The 20,936-nt window shown below is 66.6% G+C and carries 17 protein-coding genes; 10 read left to right on the top strand and 7 right to left on the bottom strand.

Going from position 1 to position 20,936, the window contains the following annotated elements; translation table 11 throughout:
• Positions 1 to 10 precede the first annotated feature (10 nt).
• The 3 genes from pigA (at position 11) to ACN469_RS39015 (ending at position 3,780) form a co-directional block, all read left to right on the top strand.
• On the top strand, positions 11 to 1,150 hold the full coding sequence (pigA, locus tag ACN469_RS39025; protein WP_498776685.1) for a prodigiosin MBC biosynthesis dehydrogenase PigA: 1,140 nt from the start codon (positions 11 to 13) through the stop codon (positions 1,148 to 1,150).
• The gene (locus ACN469_RS39020) at positions 1,147 to 2,667 is read left to right on the top strand and encodes an amino acid adenylation domain-containing protein (RefSeq protein WP_498776683.1); all 1,521 of its coding nucleotides are present in this window, start codon (positions 1,147 to 1,149) and stop codon (positions 2,665 to 2,667) included. The genes pigA and ACN469_RS39020 overlap by 4 nt, the downstream gene beginning before the upstream one ends.
• Before the next feature lie 216 nt (positions 2,668 to 2,883).
• Positions 2,884 to 3,780 (top strand): LysR family transcriptional regulator, encoded by an 897-nt coding sequence (locus tag ACN469_RS39015; protein WP_498776681.1) that lies wholly within the window; start codon positions 2,884 to 2,886, stop codon positions 3,778 to 3,780.
• 11 nt (positions 3,781 to 3,791) lie between these two features.
• On the opposite strand, the gene ACN469_RS39010 is transcribed toward ACN469_RS39015, so the two are convergent.
• The 5 genes from ACN469_RS39010 to ACN469_RS38990 form a co-directional block, all read right to left on the bottom strand.
• Entirely contained in the window at positions 3,792 to 4,115 is a 324-nt protein-coding gene (locus tag ACN469_RS39010) for a putative quinol monooxygenase (RefSeq protein ID WP_498776679.1), read from the bottom strand.
• 276 nt (positions 4,116 to 4,391) lie between these two features.
• Positions 4,392 to 5,588 carry a hypothetical protein gene (locus tag ACN469_RS39005; RefSeq protein ID WP_498776677.1) on the bottom strand — a complete coding sequence of 399 codons (1,197 nt, stop codon included), beginning with the start codon at positions 5,586 to 5,588 and terminating at the stop codon, positions 4,392 to 4,394.
• A gap of 88 nt (positions 5,589 to 5,676) precedes the next feature.
• Positions 5,677 to 6,033 (bottom strand): hypothetical protein, encoded by a 357-nt coding sequence (locus tag ACN469_RS39000; protein ID WP_498776675.1) that lies wholly within the window; start codon positions 6,031 to 6,033, stop codon positions 5,677 to 5,679.
• A gap of 460 nt (positions 6,034 to 6,493) precedes the next feature.
• Positions 6,494 to 6,841, bottom strand: coding sequence for an RICIN domain-containing protein (locus ACN469_RS38995; RefSeq protein WP_498776673.1), 348 nt, complete (start codon positions 6,839 to 6,841; stop codon positions 6,494 to 6,496).
• A gap of 270 nt (positions 6,842 to 7,111) precedes the next feature.
• Entirely contained in the window at positions 7,112 to 7,375 is a 264-nt protein-coding gene (locus ACN469_RS38990) for a DUF6289 family protein (protein ID WP_498776671.1), read from the bottom strand.
• 314 nt (positions 7,376 to 7,689) lie between these two features.
• Between ACN469_RS38990 and ACN469_RS38985 the strand changes: the two genes are divergently transcribed.
• From ACN469_RS38985 to ACN469_RS38955, 7 genes are all read left to right on the top strand, one after another.
• Entirely contained in the window at positions 7,690 to 11,214 is a 3,525-nt protein-coding gene (locus tag ACN469_RS38985; protein WP_498776669.1) for a hypothetical protein, read from the top strand.
• 4 nt (positions 11,215 to 11,218) lie between these two features.
• Positions 11,219 to 11,713 (top strand): DcrB-related protein, encoded by a 495-nt coding sequence (locus ACN469_RS38980; protein WP_498776667.1) that lies wholly within the window; start codon positions 11,219 to 11,221, stop codon positions 11,711 to 11,713.
• 53 nt (positions 11,714 to 11,766) lie between these two features.
• Complete coding sequence (locus ACN469_RS38975; RefSeq protein ID WP_498765154.1) at positions 11,767 to 13,104, top strand: IS701 family transposase; 1,338 nt, start codon at positions 11,767 to 11,769, stop codon at positions 13,102 to 13,104.
• Positions 13,105 to 13,637: 533 nt separating this feature from the next.
• Positions 13,638 to 14,888: a zinc metalloprotease gene (locus tag ACN469_RS38970; protein ID WP_498776665.1), complete on the top strand. Its 1,251-nt coding sequence runs from the start codon at positions 13,638 to 13,640 to the stop codon at positions 14,886 to 14,888.
• Positions 14,889 to 15,306: 418 nt separating this feature from the next.
• Complete coding sequence (locus tag ACN469_RS38965) at positions 15,307 to 17,103, top strand: CIA30 family protein (protein WP_498776663.1); 1,797 nt, start codon at positions 15,307 to 15,309, stop codon at positions 17,101 to 17,103.
• Positions 17,104 to 17,113: 10 nt separating this feature from the next.
• Positions 17,114 to 18,220: a sensor histidine kinase gene (locus ACN469_RS38960; protein ID WP_498776661.1), complete on the top strand. Its 1,107-nt coding sequence runs from the start codon at positions 17,114 to 17,116 to the stop codon at positions 18,218 to 18,220.
• Complete coding sequence (locus ACN469_RS38955; protein ID WP_498776659.1) at positions 18,217 to 18,822, top strand: response regulator transcription factor; 606 nt, start codon at positions 18,217 to 18,219, stop codon at positions 18,820 to 18,822. The genes ACN469_RS38960 and ACN469_RS38955 overlap by 4 nt, the downstream gene beginning before the upstream one ends.
• Positions 18,823 to 19,181: 359 nt before the next feature.
• On the opposite strand, the gene ACN469_RS38950 is transcribed toward ACN469_RS38955, so the two are convergent.
• Both ACN469_RS38950 and ACN469_RS38945 read right to left on the bottom strand, forming a co-directional pair.
• Positions 19,182 to 19,760, bottom strand: coding sequence for a hypothetical protein (locus ACN469_RS38950; RefSeq protein ID WP_498776657.1), 579 nt, complete (start codon positions 19,758 to 19,760; stop codon positions 19,182 to 19,184).
• Positions 19,761 to 20,083: 323 nt separating this feature from the next.
• Positions 20,084 to 20,713 carry a DUF2306 domain-containing protein gene (locus tag ACN469_RS38945; RefSeq protein ID WP_498776655.1) on the bottom strand — a complete coding sequence of 210 codons (630 nt, stop codon included), beginning with the start codon at positions 20,711 to 20,713 and terminating at the stop codon, positions 20,084 to 20,086.
• Positions 20,714 to 20,936: the final 223 nt, after the last annotated feature.

The following is a 20,936-nucleotide window of genomic DNA, read 5'->3' as shown; positions in this document are numbered from 1 at the left end:
GCAGGACCGCATGGACTTCAGTTGGACGAGCGAGCAGGTGGAGCTGTACGAGCGCGCCCTGGCCTTCGCGAGGTCGGAGCTGAACGCGGAGGCCACGGCCAGCGAGGAAGGCTTCCCGCGTGCACTGTGGCGGCAATGCGGCGAGTTCGGCTTCCTGGGCCTGCCCGTGCCCGAGCACCACGGAGGCCTCGGGCTGGACACGTTGACGACGGCGCGGGTGATGGAGGCGTTGGGACGTGGGTGCACGGACACGGGGCTGGTGTTCTCCGTGGGCGCCCATCTGTTCGCGTGCGTGCTCCCCCTGATGGAGAGTGGCGACGACGCGCAGAAGCGCCACTACCTTCCCCGGCTGTGCTCGGGAGAGTGGGTCGGCGCCAACGCCATCTCCGAGCCGGAAGCCGGCTCCGACGTCTTCGCGCTCAAGACGCGGGCGGTGCGCTCCGGCGACGGCTACGTGCTCGACGGGAGCAAGAGCTACGTCACCAATGCGCCCGCCGCCGACGTCTTCCTGGTGTACGCCGTCACCGACCCCGCGCACGGCTACATGGGCCTGAGCGCCTTCCTCATCGAGAAGGGCACGCCGGGACTGTCGGTGGGACGGCCCTTCCAGAAGATGGGCCTGTCTACCTCCCCCATCGCCCCCATCTACCTGGAGGGTTGTCTGGTGCCCGCCGCCGCGCGGCTCGGGACCGAGGGCCAGGGCGCGCCCCTCTTCAAGCGCTCCATGCAGTGGGAGCGGGCCTGCCTGTTCGGCGCCTATGTGGGGTTGATGGAGCGGGTGCTCGAACAGACGGTGGACTTCGCCCGACAGCGCAAGCAGTTCAAGCGGGCGATTGGAAAGAACCAGGCCCTCTCCCACCGGATGGCGGACATGAAGCAGCGGCTCGAAGCCGCGCGACTGTTGCTGTACCGGGCCTGCTGGCTGATGGACCGCGGGCAGGAGGCGGCGATGGAGGTGTCCCTCGCCAAGCTGGCCATCAGCGAGGCCGCGGTCCAGTGCGGCCTGGACGCCATCCAGATTCACGGGGGACTGGGCTACGTGGCCGAGGCGGGCATCGAGCGGGTGCTGCGCGATGCCATTCCCAGCACCCTCTTCTCCGGTACCTCGGAGATGCAACGCGACATCATCGCCAGTCACCTGGGCCTATGACGCTCGACGAGATTGTCATGCGCGGCGCGGCGAGGACTCCCGGGGCCATCGCCGTCAGGGGGCCCGATGAGACCTACACCTATGGACAGCTCGACGCGCTCGCCAACCAGGTGGCCCGGGCCCTCCAGGGGCTGGGCGTCCAGCGGGGCGACCGGGTGGGCTTGTGGACGGAGAAGTCCGCGCGCGCGGTGGCGGCGATGCAGGGCATCGCGCGGCTGGGCGCGGCCTATGTCCCGTTGGATCCACTGAACCCGGCCGCGCGGACGCGGTTCATCCTCGACGACTGCCGCATCGACGTGGTGGTGACCAGCGCCGCGCGCGCGGCCGAGCTTCGCAACGGAGGCCTGTCCCGCCTGCGCTTCCTGCTGGTGGACGACACGGGCCCGGCGCTCGCCTGGGCGAGCCTGTCCGACGTCTCCCCGGAGCCCCTGCCCGGACACGGCCTGGACGCTCACGCGCTGGCCTACATCCTCTACACCTCCGGCTCCACCGGCACGCCCAAGGGGGTGTGCATCAGCCAGCGCAACGCCCTGGCCTTCATCGAGTGGAGCCACGCGCTGCTGGGCACCACACCGGAGGACCGCTTCAGCAATCACGCGCCGTTCTTCTTCGACCTCTCGGTGCTGGACCTCTATGCGGCGTTCCTCGGGGGCGCCTCGGTCACCCTCATCCCGGAGACGCTGGCCTTCGCGCCGAAGAAGCTGGTGGAGCTGGTGCTGCGCGAGCGGTTCACCGTCTGGTACTCGGTGCCCTCGGCGCTCATCCTGATGATGACGGAGGGAGGGCTGCTCGCCCATGAGGACCTGCCCTTCCGGACGGTGCTGTTCGCGGGAGAGCCCTTCCCGGTCCGCCATCTGCGTCCCCTGCGAGAGCGCCTGGGCGCCGCGCGGTTCTTCAATCTGTACGGCCCCACGGAGACGAACGTCTGCACCGCCTACGAGGTGGGCACCCTCTCCCCCGAGCGCACCGAGCCGGTTCCCATCGGCCATGCGAGCTGCGGTGACCGGGTCTGGCTGGCCCGCTCGGCGGATGACGAAGCGACGCCACAAGGCGGTGGGGCGGTGGGAGAGCTCATGGTGGAAGGGCCCACGGTGATGCTGGGCTACTGGGGACAGCCTCCCCAGGGAGAGGGGCCCTACGCGACGGGAGACCTCTGCCGCCAGCTCCCGGATGGCGGCTTCGAGTACCTCGGCCGCCGCGACAACATGCTGAAGGTGCGGGGGCGACGAATCGAGCCGGGCGAAATCGAGACGGCGCTGCTGTCCCATCCGGGCGTCCGCGAGGTGGGGGTCGTCACCAGCGATGCGGGCCTGGAGGCGCGGCTGGTGGCCTTTGTCGTGGCCGCCGACGGCCCGAGGCCCACCTTGCTCCAGCTCAAGAAGCACTGCGCCGAGCGGCTGCCCCGGTACATGATCATCGACGAGCTCCGGGTCTTGTCGGAGCTGCCGAGGACCCAGAACGGCAAGCTCGACAGGCGGGCGCTCCGCGACCTGGCGCCGCGGCGACCAGCGACCTGACGGGCCGCCCCCCCTGTGCCTGGCCACAACCCGGTCGCCGCGTCATGGGTGCGTCACTGCCCCATCAGGAGCTTGTTCTTCCAAGCCGGCGTGCGCTCCGCGACCCAGCGGTAGCGTCCGTGCCTGTCCTTGGACTCGACGCCAAAGCGGGCGCGGAGGGGGCCCGGGGGGCGCAGCGGGTTGCCTGCCCGCGAACGAAGAGCGAGCCTGCGCCGCATGGAGATGCATCAGGTCCGGTACTTCCTGGCGGTGTCGGAGACCCACAGCTTCACGCGCGCGGCGGAGCGCTGCCACGTGGCCCAGCCCACGCTGACCGCCGCCATCAAGAAGCTGGAGGGCGAGCTGGGAGGGCCGCTGCTGCTGCGTGACCGGAGCGGCGCGAAGCTCACGCCCCTGGGCCGGCAGGTGCTGCCCCGGCTCCAGCGCATCGACGACGAGAACCGGAGCGTGGCGCTCATCGCGGAGAACCACCGCCGGCTGAATCAGGTGCCGCTGCGCGTAGGCGTGCTGTGCACCATCGGCCCCGCGCGGTTGGCCCGCGACCTGGCGGCGTTTCGCGCCGTCGCGCCCGGCGTGGAGGTCGAGCTCCGGGTCGGCACTCGCGACACGGTGGTGCGGCAGTTGGAGGAGGCCGAGGTGGACCTCGTCATCACCCACGCCGCCGCTCCCACGCCTGACTGGTGCGTCGTCACGCCGCTCTACGAAGAGCGCTACCTCGTCGTGCTCCCACCCGGACATCGCCTCGCCGCGCGGGACACCGTGCAACTGGAGGAGTTGGCCGATGAGCCCTACATCGACCGGCTCTCCTGCGAGATGCGCGACCAGGTCGGCGAGCTGTGCACGTCGCGCAAGGTGGCGCTGTACGCCAGCTATCGCACCGAACGCGAGGAGTGGGTGCAGAGCCTGGTCGCCGCGGGCATCGGCTTCGCCTTCATGCCCGAGCATTCGCTCCTGCCCTCTCCGAGCGCCACCACCGCGCGTCCGCTCGTCGAACCATCACTCCAGCGCACCGTGTCCCTGATGCGCTCAGGAGACCGGACCTCGCCACCGGCCGCGAAGCTCTTCTGGCGCACGCTGCTGGAGAGCGCGGGGCGCGCGCGTCCAGGCGCCTGACCGGAGGTCGCTCAGCGCTTCACCGCGAGCACATCCACCTTCTCGATGGACGGCGGCCGCGCGAGCAACTCCGGCGCCTGGGCCATCAGGGCCGCGGCGACCTTGCCGCTCAGGTGCGCCTCGCGGCCCGCATCGTCCGCGAAGGTATCGAAGATGCCGAAGGAGGTCGGACCGAAGCGCAGCGCGAACCACTGAGCTGTCGCCGGCTCTGCCTGGACCACCGACAGACCGCCCTCCAGGAACTTCTGCACGTCGGCCTCCTTGCCTGCCTTCGCCTCCAGGCGGACCAGCAGGCCCACGTGAACATTCTCTGCCTTCTGTGATTGTGTCGTCATGGATTCACCCCTCGTGCTCGTGCAAGTGGATGCGCGACCTGGTTCCGCCAGGGAAGTGGCCGGCGCGATGAAGGTCCTGCGGTACGGCTTCGGGCCGCGAGGCGTTCAGCACGCCAACCCGGCCGCGATGGGTCCACATATAGACCTCGCTTCCGGCCACCGTGAATCCCGTGGCGTCAATGGATGGATAGTCATCACCTATGGGCGAAAGCCGCCCCGCCCCACGCCCCTGCATGCGTGCCCCGCCGGGGCAGCGAGTGAGGGGACGCGGCCGGCCTACAGCCCCGCCTGCAACAGGAGGATGAGCCGCGAGAAGGAGTCCGTGCCCTCCCGCAGCGCCGGATGGTGGTCCCAGCTGAGCGCGACCCCCACCGGACCGAAATGCAGGTCAGCGAGGAGCCGCAGACCCGGCCTGACTTCGGGAAGCACCTGCACCGGCACGCCCAGGCCGAGCCCGAGACTGGGGATGATGGCGACCTGGGGCGTCGCATACTGCGTGAGGGGCGTGAGGACGAGCTGCTCGCGAAAGTCCGTCTCCACCGAGAGCGAGTGCAGGAAGGACTCGGGCGCGGCGAGCTGGTAGCCGAGCCGTGCCATGAAGCGGGAGTCGTCCCCGAGCCGGGCGCCCAGGCCCAGCTGCACACCCCCCGGAGTCCACCACGGCTCGCGCTTCGTCAGCGTGACGTTGAGCCATTCGGGCGCGCTCGCCGCCGTGAGGCGCCGCTCCGCCACGACATGCGCGCCCTCGTGCCGAAGCCGCCAGTCCGTGGCCACCGGCGGTGTGCGCGCGGATGCGTCCGGGCTGCTGCCCACCTCCCACGAGGAAGGGACCCTCACGGTGACGTGAAGCTCGGGGTTGCCCGCCCAGGTCCGGATGGGGCCCAGCAGATAGTCAATGTCCCAGCGCGTGGCCCGCCCCGGCCCAGGGGACAGCAGCACGTGTCGCGCCTGGACCGCGGGCCACACGTACCCCGATGGCAGGAAGCGCCGCTCGAGCCGCACCACGCCGCGAACCACCAGCTCCCCGTCTCGCCCGGGTGGAAGCGTGAGGGTGAAGCCGAAGCGCTGCGCGAGCGCATTCTCCGGTGACGACCGCGCCGATGCGGTCTCCCTGGACTTTGACGTGGGGTCGATACGATCCGCCTGCTCCTCCGTCACCGGGAGAGGCTCCTCGTCGAATCGTACGCTCACCTCGTGCGTGCGGAGCCCCAGGAAGGCGGCATCAATGACCTCCGCCTCGGAGGTCCCGTTGCGCAGCTGGTAGCGCGCCTCGAAGCGGCAGGCCGCCTCGCGCTCCGCCTCCGCGCAATCGAAGTCCAGCTTCTCGCTGAGCACCTCCGAGCGCGTGCGCGCGAGACCTGGCGACAGGGTGAAGGCCGCTGGCGTGCGCGTGGATGCGGCCACGTTGGCGGCGGCAGGCAATGCGACGAGGAGACAGAGGACGGAAACGAGGCGGGCCACCATGTCCGCCATTGTCGCTCAAATCCAAGGTCCAGCAGCTGGTAGGGACCGAGGCCCGCGCGAGGCGAAGCGCCACACGCGGGGCCCAGGACGACAGGTCTCAGCAGAACCAGCCGTTCTGCACCTGGCCGTCCACGCCGCAGTTGCCCCAGGAGTGGCCGGAAACCCACTCGCTGCCACCGCTATACACGGTGAAGGTCTGCCCGGAAGTCAGCGTACAGGTCGAGCCGTTGGGGCGGTGCACCGTCAGCGTGCTGGCACAGACCGTGAGCCGCTTCCCGTTGTCCCACGTCTGCGCGTAGTAGTACGGGCCCGCCATCGCGGTCACCGAGCCCTCGCCATCCTGCTGCGGCGCGGACTCCACCGGCGCCTCCTGCAGGGTCTCCGGAGCTTGCTCCTCGCCTCCACATCCAACGAGCAGGGCGGTCGCGGCGAGCATGGATGCAATCAAACGCATGGTGTACTCCAGTTGGGGAGGAACATGTTAAGCCGGATGTTCCGGCTATACCAGTCTATGGCAAGATTTGACTCCTGCCAATGCATCCAAGGTCTGGGGGGCCCCTGAAGCGACCTGTTTCTGACGATTCAATAGGCGACCGTCCCTAACGCCTTGCGTTGAAGATTTCGGGCTGCGCCTACCCAAAATCGGGTCGCCGCGGTGAGCGTCAAGAGAGAGGTCGCGTGAGAGGGTTCAGGCGATGCGCTTCACCTCAACGCCCCAGGCGCTACGGACTCAACCGGGCCGTGCGCGAAGGAGCAACCTCGGCCTGTGCACCTGGACGGCGAGCACGTTGCGCCCGGATGGATTCACGCTCGGGCCGCGAGAAGCGATATGCAGGGGGCTCCGCGTGGCCCGGCCGGTGGACACCGTCAGCCCAGGCACGTGAGCAGCGTGTCCGGAGCATCGCGGCTCCGACTCAATTGATGATCGGCGGGTGGTTGAGGCTGGAATCCCAGACCACCCAGCGCTGCGCGAACCCACCATTGAACGGCCAGCCCCAGACTGGCTGCCATGCTTGAATCGTGCCGTTCATGACGTCGAGGAAGAAGTCGGCGCCCTGCGCCGTGCGCGTGAACAGGAGTTCTGCTTGGGGCCCGTTCCCGCTCGAGACGTTCGAGCGAAACCACTTCTGCTGTGGAGGCGTGGGGGAGTAGCAACCCCATGTGTGGATCTTCGCGCCCGCGTTCGCTGGCGGCGAGGAGAAATCCAGACAGTCATTCCAGAAGTCCGACAGCCAGATTTTAAAACCGCCACCCAGGGGCATGCTGGTGACTTGCCACTTCGCGGCACCATATGGATGACAGGGATAGATTCCGACCTGGAGTCCGTTACTCGGATTGCCTCCCAGCGCATCGAGACAGTACAGGACCGACCCAGGAACAATGGACGCAATATAAGCAATGTGCGGAGCAAGCGTTCACGGGCGCAGGCGATTGCGAACGTGAGCTGCCGTTGGGTGCTGATCGGCAGCGAGGGCGCGCGCGTGCCCTTCTCTCCGCGCCCGCGCCCCCTACCAAGCACCGCGACCTGAGACTCAGCACGCGAGGAGGTGGTCGAGGTGCTGCGAACTCACGCCCCACCAGTACAGGCCGCCGCAGTGGCAGCCGAACTGACCGACGAGGTTCGTCATGGAGGCGTCGCTGTAATAGTTGCGCAGATCGTCTCCAGAGGATTGGCAGTCAGGTAGCGCGGCCTGCTGGGAGGCCAGGTCAGGGGACTCCTCCTGCTCCAGCGACCCGCCACAGCCCACCGCCGTCAAAGCCGTCGCCAACAGACTACCCACAACGAAGTTTCGCATGAGTCCTCCGTGAAGAGATGCGGCTCAGAGCATAGCCGACCCGATATGGCTCTTCCTCCACCTCCAATTTTCCGCCGCTTCCTGGTTCGCCACTCTGGGACGGTGGCCTCTCCGAGAGCATCGCGGACATGCCGGGCGGCATGAGTCCCAAGGGCATGCCGATTCACTTCGAGGTCCCGAAGAAGCTCACCGCCCGCGTCGGCGAACTCGGGTTGGCACCGGCCGATATCGGGAAAAGTTCGTGATTCGGTGCGCCACCCCGCGCTGGGGACCGTCCTCCTGGTGAAGGGTCACGACTTCCCACGGAGGCCCCCATGGGCATCAACACGAGCTACCAGAGCAGCCCCACCTATCGCGGCGATCCCGGCGCACAGGCGCCCGCCCCCAACTCCGCGGCTCAAGCAGCGGAGGCGGCCAGGGCAGCGGCGGCGGCTGAAGCGGCAGCGGAGGCCGCGCGTCAGGCAGCAGCGGCCGCGGCGGAAAAGGCTCGCCAGGAGGAAGCGGCGGCGCGCACAGCGGAGACGGGCTTTGGCACGGCGGACCAGAAGAAGCTGGACGCCCACACCGCCCTGGGCGACGCGCAGCAGGCGTTGGCGGGCTTCGACGAGTCCAAGTTCAAGAAGCCGGCATCCGGTCCCTATCTGGACAAGGCCGCGTTGCAGCAGAACGTTCAGAACGCCCAGACCACGCTGAACACCGCCACCACGGATGCGGCCAGGCTGGAGGGCCCCGCGACGCAGGCTCGCACCCAGGCGGACGCGTCCAGGCAAGACGCCATCACCAAGGGCAACGCGGCGCTGGAGGCGCAACGCACCGCCAATACCTCCGCCAAGGCCGCGGGCAAGCCGGAGCCCTTCTCGGAGGTCAATCAAGTCCGGGACGTCTTCGACGCGGCCAGCATGGACGCGCAAGCCCAGACCAGGCTGCTCGGCGCACCTTCCGTCATCAACATCTACGAGGCCGCGAAAGCGGACGCGGTGCGCGTCGGAGAGGCCACCGCGCGCAGCCCGCGTGAAGGTGCCCAGGAATTGGAGCGCCAGCTCTCCCTGAGCATGAATCCGGAATACAAATCCTCGCTGGTGGCGGAGTCCACTCCCCACATCCAGACGATGACGGACTCGCTGGGAGGCAAGGCGATCACCCGCTATTCGCCCTACATGACGGGCAACAGCGCTCCCGCCTCATCCACCACGGTGGAGGGCAAGGTCAGCCAGGAGGATGCGCGTGCCATCGTCAAGAGTCTGGCCAACAGCGCGGACATGGCGGGCAAGGGAGGGAAGGAGACTATCGCGGAAAGACTGGTCACCGCGAATCAGGAGGTGATGCAAGACGGGCTCAAGGCCAACGCGAGCGACCCCAAGGTCCCCCAGCTGGCCCAGGCCCTGGTCCAGGAGCTCCGCTCCAACAACAAGCTCGACCAGGCGAACACCCTCATGAAACTGGGGCCGGAGTTCATCACTGCCAAGGACGCGGCGCTTCAAAAAGAGGTGGACCTCAACACCGTGGGCGAGGAGCGCGCGCAGCTGGAAGGCGACCGACAGACCCTCATCACGCAGGCCAGTGAGCAGAAAAAGCTCATCACCGACATGGCCGCCAGGCCTCCCCAGGAGCTTCCTCCGGGAGTCAGCGTGGAGCGCGACGAGGCCAAGAACACGCTCACGCTCGTCAAGAAGGACGAGCAAGGCAATGTCCTGGAGAGGATGACCTCCCACCAGGGCGGCGGAGCGGTCGCCACCACGCGATATGACCGGGAGAAGGGGGTCGCCGCGCAAACCCTGCTCGCCAACAACGGCGACGCGGCAGTCATTGAGAACAACAGCTGGAAGATAGACCCCAAGGCGGCGGACCCGGGCCTGCCCGACGTGAAGGAGTTGCTGGCCAGGAATGAGCCGGACGCCACGAGCACCCGGACCGAGCTGAAGAAGGTGTCCGGCAACAAGCACTTCGACGAATTCTTCGTCGCGACCACCACTTCGCAGGACGCCAAGACGGGTCTGACCCAGACGGAAAAGCATTACGGCACGCAGAAGGACAAGGACGGAATCAAGGACGAATTGGATGAGCGGTTCGACAAGAAACGCCCCATCGACAAGGTGGACATCAAGACCGTCCACGTTCCTCCGCCGGGTGCCAAGGATCCCGAGGGCAAGCTCGTGAAGGCCAGCGTCGTCACCGGCACGTCCTATTCCCAGGACAACGTGCGCCTCACCAGCTCCCAGAGCCGGTTCGTGGACTCGCCCGCGAACAAGAAGAATCCTCCGGGGGCGCTCGTGTCGTATGTGCTGGACGACGCTCGTAACAATGACAAGACGCCCAAGACCTGGACCCTGGAGTCCAGCAAGCCCAACGAGTTGGACACGCAGACCTTCATCGAAGGCAAGAAGGACCTTTCCGTCGTCACCAGGAGGACCCTCCAGGGCGAACAGGTTGTAGAAACCACCACGGGCAAGTCGCCCAACCCCTCCGGCAAGGGGAAGCCGGTGGACGTGAGTGGAAACTCCACCCGGACCTATGACAACCAAGGTCAGGTCACCTCCGCGCATTCGGAGCAGGTGGATGCCACGGGCGCGCGCTCCGTGGCGGACTACAAGCGACAGGAGCTAGCCAGACCCAATGGCGCTCGAGAAGTCCTTGAGACCAACTCCTCCACGCGGCAGGACCCAGGGTGCCAGCCCATCCCCACCGGCAACAGCACGCTGGCCCGGACCTTCAATCCCCAGGGCCAGGTGACCCAGATGCACCTGGAACAGACGGACAAGGACCGCACCAAGACGACCTCGGACTATTCACGGACGGAGGCGCGCAACGCGGCGGGTGAAGTGGAGGTGACCGAGCAGAAGAACACCACGCGACAAGAGGTCACCGGAACCGTGAGCAAGGTGGACAAGGAGCAGGTGGCGGTCCAGACGGACAAGGGCCCCCAGCTCACCCGCGCCGCCACGACGATCACCAGCCCGGATGGGACCTCCACGCATAGCGTCACCCCGGCGGGCCAGCAGCTCCTGGTGGACGGCAAACCCGTGGGCTCCGTGACACAGCTCAATGAACTGCCTCCGACCAAGGCGTCGATGGGCGCCGCCGCCGTCGACGAGGTGTCCCAACAGCTCCAGGAGTTCGGTGACCTTTCAACCCGGATTCAGCCGGACCAGAAACAACTCTGGCATGAGAGGTATGAGACGACGGGCGCGGCGTCCGCCAGCAATTACGGACTCTTCCGGCTCAAGCTGGACCGTACTCCCACCCAGCCGGGGGCTCCCCATGCGGACCTCTCCGCCACCGGCAGAATGCTGGCCGGAGGCACTGGATTCGTGAAGATCTTCGCGGGAGCGTCCGTGCTGGCCACGGATCCTCCCATCATGAAGGAGCTGAGCGAAGGCAACTACAGGGCGGCCTTCAAGGGAGCCACCGCGACCGCGGGAGCCTGGAGCTCCGTCGTCACCGGAGTCAGCCCTTTGTGGACGGCCATCACGGGCAAGGGAGACCTGGCCCTGGATGGAACAGTCGGCACGCTGGGAGGACACCTCAGCCCCACCAGGATTGCCATGGTCTCGGAGGCCGCGGGGAAACTCTCGGCGGCCTTCGCGGTACTCCATGGTGGGGGGCAGATGGTGGATGGCTTCCAGAATGGCAATGGCTGGCAGGTGGCCAGCGGCGCGGTGACGGCCGCGGCCGGAGCAGGCGGCTATTTCGCGGTGAATGCCGTGGTGGCGGCGTCGTGGGGCGGAGGGCCGGCTGGCGCGGCGGCGGGTCTGCTCATCGCGGCGGGCGCCTATGGTCTCAACAAGATGTTCGACCACTTCGACAAGAGCGAATACCACATCGCCAAGCCGGTGATTTGACGCCATGCAGCCCCAATCCCCTCCAATTCCTCCCACCCAATCCATTCGCCACGGCGCGCTGACCCTCTCCCTTCCCATGGGTTGGGAGGACCGCAGTCAGGTCATCGCGGTGGCGCCGGAAGTGGATGGGTTCCGCTCCAGCCTGGTCGTCTCGGTGGAGCCCGTCACCTCCTCTGAGACGGCCGCGCGGCTGGCGGCGCGCATGCTGTCCAATACCCAGAGAGTGGCACCGGGCTTCATCCTGGTGAGCGAACGCGACGCCATCTTCGGCGGGAACAAGGGCTTCCTGCGCGAATACAGCGTCCTGCTGCAGGGCCAGCGCGTGTCGCAGCTCCAGTTCTACACCGTGAAGGAGTCCGTGGGGTTCACCTTCACCTATACGCAGCGCGAGGACCTCCTGGTTCGCACGCGGTCCGTGGCGGAGACGGCGTTCGCGTCTGCTCAATTGGGCATGCCGGATACGGAGGCCGTGAAGCGCCTGGGCTTCATCCGCAGCTAATACGACTTGGTCACTTCAAGAATGCGTGAGGGAGGGCGGACTGTTCCCCAGGCATGACGCCGACGCAGATGAAACGACTGGAGGGGGAGCTGGCGAGCTTCCTGGAGTCGATGTTCTCGGGCTTGGGACGTGTGGAGCGGCGCCGGGCCATGGACTGGTACGTCAAAGGACTGCTGCTTGAAGGCGAGCGCAAGAGCATCGACCCGATGGCGGGGCGACTGGTGGAGCAAGCATCCGAGAAGGAGGCCATGCGCCAGCGCCTCCAGCAGTGCCTCAGTGGCAGCAACTGGGCGGACGATGAGGTCATGCGCCGGCTGGCCTTGAAACTGGAGGAGGACCTGCCAGGCATCGAAGCTCTGGTCTTGGATGACACGGGCTTCCCCAAGAAGGGCAAGCACTCCGTGGGCGTGGCCCGTCAGTACTCGGGCACGCTGGGCCGCACCGACAACTGCCAGGTGGCCGTCAGCCTGCATCTGGCTGGTGAGAAGGGCAGCGGCTGCATTGGGATGCGGCTGTATCTGCCGGCGGAATGGACGTCCGACACGGAGCGCCTGAGCAAGGTGGGCGTGCCGGAGGACGTGGTGTTCAAGACGAAGCGGGACATCGCTCTGGAGCTGATTGGCCGTGCGTTGGATTGGGGAGTGAAGCGGCGGCTGTTCCTTGCGGACTGCGGGTATGGGAATGACATCGAGTTCCGAGAGGAACTCACTCGCCGAGGGTTGCCGTACATCGTCGGCATTCGGGGAGACTCCGTGGTCTGGCCTCCCGGATTCGAGCCTCCGCCCATTCCCTCGAAGCCCCCGGGCATGAGTGGGCCAGCTCGCACGCGCTACCGTTATGGCGAAGCGAGGCCCGTTGCCGCTCAGAAACTTGCCGCCGACCTACCACCCACCGCATGGAAGTCGCTCACCTGGGGTGAAGGTCCCAAGGGCCGCAAGCGCTCTCGTTTCGCGGCACTGCGCATTCGCATTGGCCATGGACACTCGATAGGGCTGGCCCCGGGCGACGAACAGTGGCTGCTCTGCGAATGGCCCAGGAACGAGGAGGGGCCCACCAAGTTCCATCTTTCCACGTTGCCGGCGGACACGTCCCTCAAGCAGTTGGTGTGCCTGACGAAGCTGCGCTGGCGCGTCGAGCGGGACTATCAGGAGCTGAAGGCCGAAGTCGGCCTCGACCACTTCGAAGGGCGCACGTGGCGCGGCTTCCACCACCACGCCACCCTCTGCGCCGTGGCCCACGGCTTCCTCGCGCTCCGTCGGGCGCTTTTCCCCCCAGAGCCGAGTGCACTGGACCCTGCCGATGGTGCGGCGCGCGATTCAACCCATCCTGCTCCAGCAGATTGGCACCTGCCCGCTTTGCAACAGGGCCATCAACGCCAGAGCGCCGCCTGAGCTGCCCTCGCGGATGTGACCAAGTCGTACTAAACGACGGAGCGCGATTCCGGATCGGCCTGGAGAGTAGGCGGGCGCCAGCAGCGCGGTGATGGGGCTGCGCCACCTCCACCGTGGTGGCCGCCGTGCTGCGCTAGCAGGAGCGCGGCCGTGAGGGACTGCGAGATGGCAGAGCCTTCAACGGCCAAGTCGCCCGCGACCATGGGACGCGCGCTGGTGGCCTCGGTGGGCGCACGTCGCAAGGGTGCGCTGCCCCTGGCCCGCGCGGCGGCGGCGCCAGCGCCTGTGGCAATTGAAGTGCCGGGCCACCTACGCCCGTCCCCAGGAGCCCGTCCTCTACGAGGACGAGATGGACGTGCACCTCAACCCCAAAATCGGGCCTGAGCTGGGGAGAGCGCCCGGGCTGTCCGGCCACGCTTCATGCCTGTCTCAAATATGTAAATCCTGTATTAATTGAATAGACAGCGAATACGGCAAACTGCAAGAAGAAGGCAGTTGGTGTGATGCCAACTGTTTGCACACAAAGGAATTCTATGTCCAAGCTTCACAATGCGCTGCTGACAGCTTCCGTTGCGCTCCTCGGTTTGAACGGGTGTGGCGGCGCCGACCTCCCGGACGCGGAGGTGGTCAGCACCCGCCAGGGGGTGGAATCCGCGACGGCCATCCCTCTCCCAATCCCCGCCTGCGCGCTTCTCCCCGATACGGACCGCGACGGCGTCTGCGACGTGGTGGAGCTGGTGCTGGGCACCAATCCCAACAACCCCGACACGGACGGAGACCGGCTCAACGACTACGCGGAGTCGTTCGGCTTCGGCGGTGGCCTGGACCTGACGGCCCTCGGCGCGAACGCGCGCAGGAAGGACGTCTTCGTGGAGGTGGACTACTATCCCAACCTCAGGCCCAGCCAGGCCACGCTGGACAAGGTCATCACGGCTTTCGCCAGCGCGCCGGTGAGCAATCCGGATGGGTCCACTGGCATCACGCTGCACCTGGTGCTGGATCAGCAGATCGCCGCCGCGGACGCGGACATGAACCTGAGCCCCGTGTGGACGGAATTCGACGTCATCAAGAATAAGTACTTCGCCGCCGCCCGCGCGCCCTACTTTCACTACGCGGTGTTCGCGCACCAGTACAACGGGAACTTCTCCAGCGGTATCTCTCGCGGCCTCCCCGCGCATGACTTCCTGATGACGTTGGGCTCTTTCAATGGCACCGAGCAACAGCAGGCCGGCACCCTCATGCACGAACTGGGTCACAACCTGGGCCTGGACCACGGTGGCAACGACGGAGCCAACTACAAGCCCAACTACCTGAGCATCATGAACTACGAATACCAGTTCTATGGATTCGAACTTGGCGGCACGGTCGGCGCGCTCGACTACTCGCGTGTGCACGTGGATTCCATCAACGAGGCGGCCGTCAATGAGCTCACCGCGTTCGCGGCCGTCGCCCCGTCCACCGGGTCGGAACTGACTAGGTACTACGGGCTGCGCTTCAACGGCGCCCAGGTGGCGATGTTCTCCGCAGCCGACTTCGTCGACTTCAACAACAACCGCCAATACGACTTCAACACCATTGCGTTGGACTTCAACCGCGACGGCGACGCGACGGATGTGTACCCCGTGTCGCAGAACGACTGGGCGGCCCTGTTGTACGACGGCGGCGGCCAGATTGGCTTCGCCACGCCGGGCATCACCCAGGACCTGGGCCGCGAGGAGCTGTTCCTCGTCGCCCCCGAGAAGATGGAGCCCTGCCTCACCGGGGACCCGCGCGACGCCCGCTAACCCGCTTCAGGTAAATCGGTGAACCGTGCTCGGAGAGGGAGCGGATGACCTCTCCGAGTGCGCGGCCTTTCCCAGCCCCGTGCTGCGTGCCGTCACCGCACGACGCGCAGCATGAGACCTATCGAGAATCGCGCTCCGTCGTTTAGCAGTCCCGCCCATGAGCCCGACGCACACGACGATACGCAGGAGGGGGCTGGACGACCAGGGCCGTCCTGGACGTGCAAACGCAAAACCAGAGGGGCCCATCACGCGCGTTTCTCACCGCGCACGCCCCGTTCCCCTCCAGTGCGCCGTCGCAATCTCTACTCCCGCCGTGAACACCGACGCATGACATTTGTCATGCGGTATTGATGGCTTTTTGCCCTGGCGTCGAAAGACCGCCACCGGGTACTTCTCCCACCAGACCTCAGGGGAAAAATTGCTCAAACCACTGCTTCTGGCCACCGCTCTCGGTGCGGCGCTGCCCGCCTTCGCCGCCACCACGCTGATCCGCGATGTGCGCGTGTTCGACGGACAGCGCACGCACGAACACCGCGATGTGCTGATCGACGGCACCAGGATCGCCGATCCCGACTTCCGCGGAAAGCCGCCTGCCGATACCACCCTCATCGAAGGCAAGGGCCGCACGCTGATGCCGGGCCTGATCGACTCGCACGTGCATGCCTATCGCTATCTGGACCTGCCGCTCCTGTTCGGCGTCACCACCCAGATTGACATGTTCACCAGCGTCTCCATCATGAAGGAGATGACAGCGCGCATGCAGCGCGGCGAGAACCACGACCGCGCTGACCTGTTCTCCGCCGGTACGCTCGCCACCGTGCCGGGCGGCCACGGCACCGAGTACGGTATTCCCATCCCCACGCTGACCCGGCCGGAACAAGCGCGGGGCTGGGTCGACGCCCGCATCGCCGAAGGCTCCGCTTTCATCAAGATCGTGCTGGAGTCGGGCAGCGACGAGCATCCGACGCCCAGCCTTGACGTGCCCACCATGAAGGCGCTGGTAGAGGCAGCGCACCGCCGCGGCAAGCTGGCGGTGGTCCATATCGCCACGCTGGCCAGCGCGCGCGCCGCGCTTGAAGCTGGCGCCGATGGGCTGGTGCACCTCTTCGTGGGCGAAGACATCGCGCCGGACGACCTGACGGCCTTCGCGAAGCTGGCCCGCGACCGAAAGGCCTTCATCATCCCGACCTTCAGTGTCATGGAAAGTATCGCGGGCGTGCAGGAACAGGATGTGCTGGATGACCGCTCGCTGATGGCGCTGCTGCTGAAAGAGCAGCTGCCATCCCTGAAGACCAGCCATGGGCATACCGTGAGACCCGAGAAGCTGCTTGCGCCGCGCGCCGTGGTGAAGGCGCTGCGCGACGCAGGCGTCACGCTGCTGGCAGGGACCGACGCGGGCAATGCAGGCACCCAGTACGGCGCCAGCATGCACCATGAGCTGCTGTCGCTGACCCAGGCGGGCATGACTCCGTCCGAAGTGCTGGCCGCCGCCACCAGCGCACCGGCGCAGGCCTTCCGCCTGCCGCGGCGCGGCCGCATCGCCAAGGGCTACAAGGCCGACCTGCTGCTGGTGGATGGCGACCCGACGGCTGATATCGGCGCGACGCGCCGCATCGTCGAGGTGTGGAAGGACGGCACGCCGGCTTCACCGCTGCGTGCCGCGCGGTTGAAGGCCGTGGCGGAGGAAGCCAGCACCCCAAAGGGCATGGCCATGGCACTGCCGCCGGAAGGACGCATCAGCCTCTTCACGAAACAGAAGTTTGGCAGTCCCTTCGGCATCGGCTGGATGCCTTCCACCGACAACTTCATGGGCGGAAAGTCGATGACAAAGCTGGCCTTCGTAGAGGCTGACGGCCAGCACGCGGCGGAAGTGAACGCGAACGTGCGTCCGGGCTTCGCCTACCCGTGGGCCGGCCTTGCCTTCATTCCAGGCTCGCAGCCCATGCAGGCGGTGGACCTGAGCGCCGCCAAAGTGCTCCGCTTCCGCGTGCGAGGCGACGGCCAGAACTACTCGGTGTCGACAATGTCGAAGGGAGTGTCGATCCCCATCCATCAGCCATTCACGGCGGGCGAGGGCTGGACCGAGGTTGTGCTGCCACTGTCAGCCTTCAAGGGGTTGGACCCCAGCGCGCTCACCCTGATATCATTCAACGCAGGCCCCAAGCCGGGCGACTATCGATTCCAGCTCGCCGACGTCCGCCTCACGGAAGAATAAGGAGAACAGCATGGACAGGGTACGGCGATGGCTGGCGGGGCCATGGGTGCCGCCTGCGATAGGCAAGGCGCCGTATCTGTGGCTGCTGTCGCTGAATTTCTTCGTGTGGAAGTACTTCTACATCCGGCCATCCGTGCTGGAGCTGGCGATGCTGGCGCTGACGATCATCGTCTTCGTGCCGATGTACTTTTCCAGCTACTGGTTGCGCAACAGGCGCCTCATCCCCGTGCTGCTCGCAACCTTCGTGTTGGGTGTGGTCTGGGCGCCCTTCAACTTCGGCGCCTGCACCTTCTTCATCTTTGGTTCCGCCATGTGCGCGGGGATCGAGAACCGGCGCTACGCATACGGCACGATTGCGCTGATTTTGTGCGGTGCGGCGCTGATTGCGCTGTCGGTCGAGTTGCCGCTCAGCTTCCTCATGCCCACGCTTGCCGTCGGTACGCCGGTGGGCATCGCCAGCGTGATGGACGCCACCCTCAAGCGCAAGCAGTGGCAGCTGCTGCGCAAGCAAGAGGAAGTGGAGCACCTGGCCCGCATCGCCGAGCGTGAACGCATCTCACGCGACATGCATGACCTGCTGGGGCATACGCTCTCGCTGATCACGCTGAAGGCGGAACTGGCGGGCCGACTGCTGGACCGTGATGTCGAAGCCTCCCGCCGTGAAATCAAGGACATTGAAACCAATGCACGGCAGGCGTTGGCTGAAGTGCGCAGCGCCGTCAGCGGCTACCGCCAGACGGGCTTCGCGCACGAGCTCGCGCAGGCGCGTGCCACACTGGCCGCCGCGAATGTCACGCTGGACGCCCATGTCCAGGCCTTCACCATGCCCGCTACGGCGGAAAGCGTCCTGTCGCTGTCGTTGCGCGAAGCGGTCACCAATATCCTGCGCCACGCGGAGGCAAGGCGTTGCGAGGTCAGCGTGACCTTGCAGGACGGCGTGGTGGTCTGCCACATCAGGGATGACGGAAAGAAGCTCGATTCGCTACAGGCGCTGGAGCAGGGTAATGGCCTGCGGGGCATGCAGGAACGCGTAGCCTCGCTGGGGGGGCAGCTGCGCGTGGAAGTGGCGCGCGGGCTCTCGCTCGAACTGCGCCTGCCAACGGGGGGTATCGCATGATTCGCGTGCTGATCGCGGAAGACCAGTCGCTGGTGCTTGGCGCGCTTGCCGCATTGCTCAAGCTGGAAGCCGACCTTGATGTGGTAGGACAGGCGCGCAACGGACAGGAAGCGCTTGCCATGTGCGCGCAGCTATCGCCGGACATTGTCCTGACCGATATCGAAATGCCGCTGATGACGGGCCTCGAGCTGGCCGCCGCGCTGGCCGAACGGCATGCTGCCGCGCGTATCATCATCGTGACAACCTTTGCGCGTTCCGGCTACCTGCGCCGCGCCATGGTGGCCGGTGTGCGCGGCTATCTGCTGAAGGATGCGCCGTCCGAGTCGCTGGCGGCCGCCATCCGTACGGTGCATTCCGGCGGCAGGGCCATCGCGCCGGAGCTGGCGCTGGAGAGTTGGAGCGGAGCGGAAGACCCGTTGAGCGAGCGCGAACGGCAGGTGCTGCGGCTGGCAGGCGAAGGCCGCAGCGGCGCCGATATCGCGAAGCAGCTGTCGCTGTCCGAGGGAACGGTCCGCAACTATCTTTCGGAAGCGATCAGCAAGCTCCATGCAAGCAACCGCGTCGAAGCCTTCCGTATCGCCCGCGAAGCAGGCTGGCTGTGAGCAGCGGGCCGACCCACCATCCCCGCGAGCCCCGCCGCGTCCCCGGAGGAGACGGCCTTCATCACCGCCGACGCCTCGACCTCACCGCCGGGGACCGGCTCCAGCGCCTGGGCACATCCCGGCGCGAGCAGCACCCACGCGGTGATGGCCAGTGGGCCCAGGACTCCACGGAGCCCCGTGACCCACGGCTGACACTCAGGAGCCGTCCGTCCCCGGCGCTTGGGGAGTCGGGGACGGACGCGAGACAGAGGGGCCATGACCCATTCAACCCAGAGAACCCCCTGGATGGAAGGCCGGCGCCTTCCCAGGTGGGCGTCGGGCGTCTGGGTAAGGACAAGCCCGATGCGAAAGCGGGGCGGTCAGTACATCCGCAGGTCGTACCCCGGCTCGGTGCCCGGGGTGACGGTACCGTAGTCCCACGGCGGTGAGGTGCGCAGGTCGGTCACCTTCACCACGTAGGCGCCCTGGGCCGCGACATTGCCTGTGATGGTGACGTTGCGGCACTGGGGATAGAAGAGATCACACGGGAACCCCTGGCCGCTGGCCAGCCGCGCGCCCAGGATACGGTTGTTGTAATCATAGGCATAGAGTTCCACACGGACCGCTTGATTGTAGCCCATGTTGTAGGCCTGCACCGTCAGCACCTGGGCGACCGGCGTGTAGACGAGGAGCCAGTCCACGTCGCCCACCCGGTGGAAGGTGTGCTTGAGCTGCGGCGCCCCGTACGCTGAAGCGGTGAGGTGCGTGTCGTCGTTTTCGAAGGCGTCCGGGGGCACCAGCAGGCAGTTGGCGTTGGACGAGGGGACGTTCTTGGTGCAGACGCCGCCCTGGCATCCGCAGCCGGTGATGCAATCCGCGCCCGAGGTGCAGGTTCGCACGGGCGGCGCGTCGCAGTCGATGACGGGGGGCGGCGGCCCGGGGATCACGTCCTTCGGCACGCAGGCGCCGCTTCGACATTGACAATAGTCGCTGCAGTTTCGGTCGCTCGTACAGCTCCGGAGCATGTCTGCTTCCGTTTGGAGTGGGTCAGCGGGGGCCTCCTCCTCGATGCCGCCACAACCCACGAGGCCCAGCAGCAGTGCGGCGACACTCCATCGGATTCTCTTCACGGGGTTCTCCTCTGGGGTTTCCAGGTCGGACGCCTCAGGCGTCTCTCTCCAGAAAGCCATTCCTTCACGGGCCGTGAATCCTGACACCCGGAGAGGAGATCGGCAACCTCTGTCAAAGAAGACCCGGATGTTTGACTTTGTCCGAGGTCTCGTCACGAAGGCGCGAGCTCGCGCGCCTGGAGTTGCCTGCGCGAGATGAGGTATGCCACGCCGAGGTTGGGGAGCCAGCAGAGCCAGGCGACGACTCTGTAGGCCGAGGTGAAGTCGCCCAGGGCGTGAATCAGGATGGGCATCCAGAGCCTCAGCGTGACCGCCGCGAAACAGGCGGCATAGCTGTAGGTCATCATGAGCTGGTGTTCTTGGAGTCGCCGGCTCTTGATGAGCCGATAGGCGGCGGCCGTGGTGTAGAGCCAGACGAGGCCCAGGCAGATGAAGCCTGACGCGGCGATGACGCCCCCCGTGGCGAAGAAGCCGACGTAGACGCCGGCGAGCCCGCTCAGCAGGACCGCTCCGATGTAGACCTTTCCGAGGAGCCGGTGTGCGCCTGGGCGCTTGAGTCGCAGTCTCGTGACGAACTGCGTCCAGCCGACGGCCAGCGCGAGTCCTCCCAGGGCGATGTGCGTGTAGAAGGCCGCGTTCCAGACGGGGTCGGCCAGGAGCTCGCTGCTCTTCGAGGCACGGAGTCCGAAGTTCGAGTCCGCGAGGAAGTAGCTGACAGGATAGAGGCCCACGGCCAGACAGAGGAAGGCGAAGAGGACCCAACATGCCTTGTTTGCCATCATGGAGACTCGTGGTTCGGAGTGAGGAGGACTTGCGGGAGAATGCTGAGCCGCGGGATTTCCTGAGCCCCTACGATACGCGGCTCACACGATTGCGGAGCAGGAAGTCCGCGGCGGCTCGACTTCCGGCCGCCCCCCATACGGTGCGCCCCGCCTTGGACCGCGCGACAGCCATGGCATTCGCCATAAGTACGCCGTCCCAGCTCACCCTGTTTACCCGAAGGCT

Source organism: Corallococcus terminator (assembly GCF_049194865.1).
Classification (GTDB): domain Bacteria; phylum Myxococcota; class Myxococcia; order Myxococcales; family Myxococcaceae; genus Myxococcus; species Myxococcus terminator_A.
This window is presented reverse-complemented; position numbering and strand designations above follow the sequence as displayed.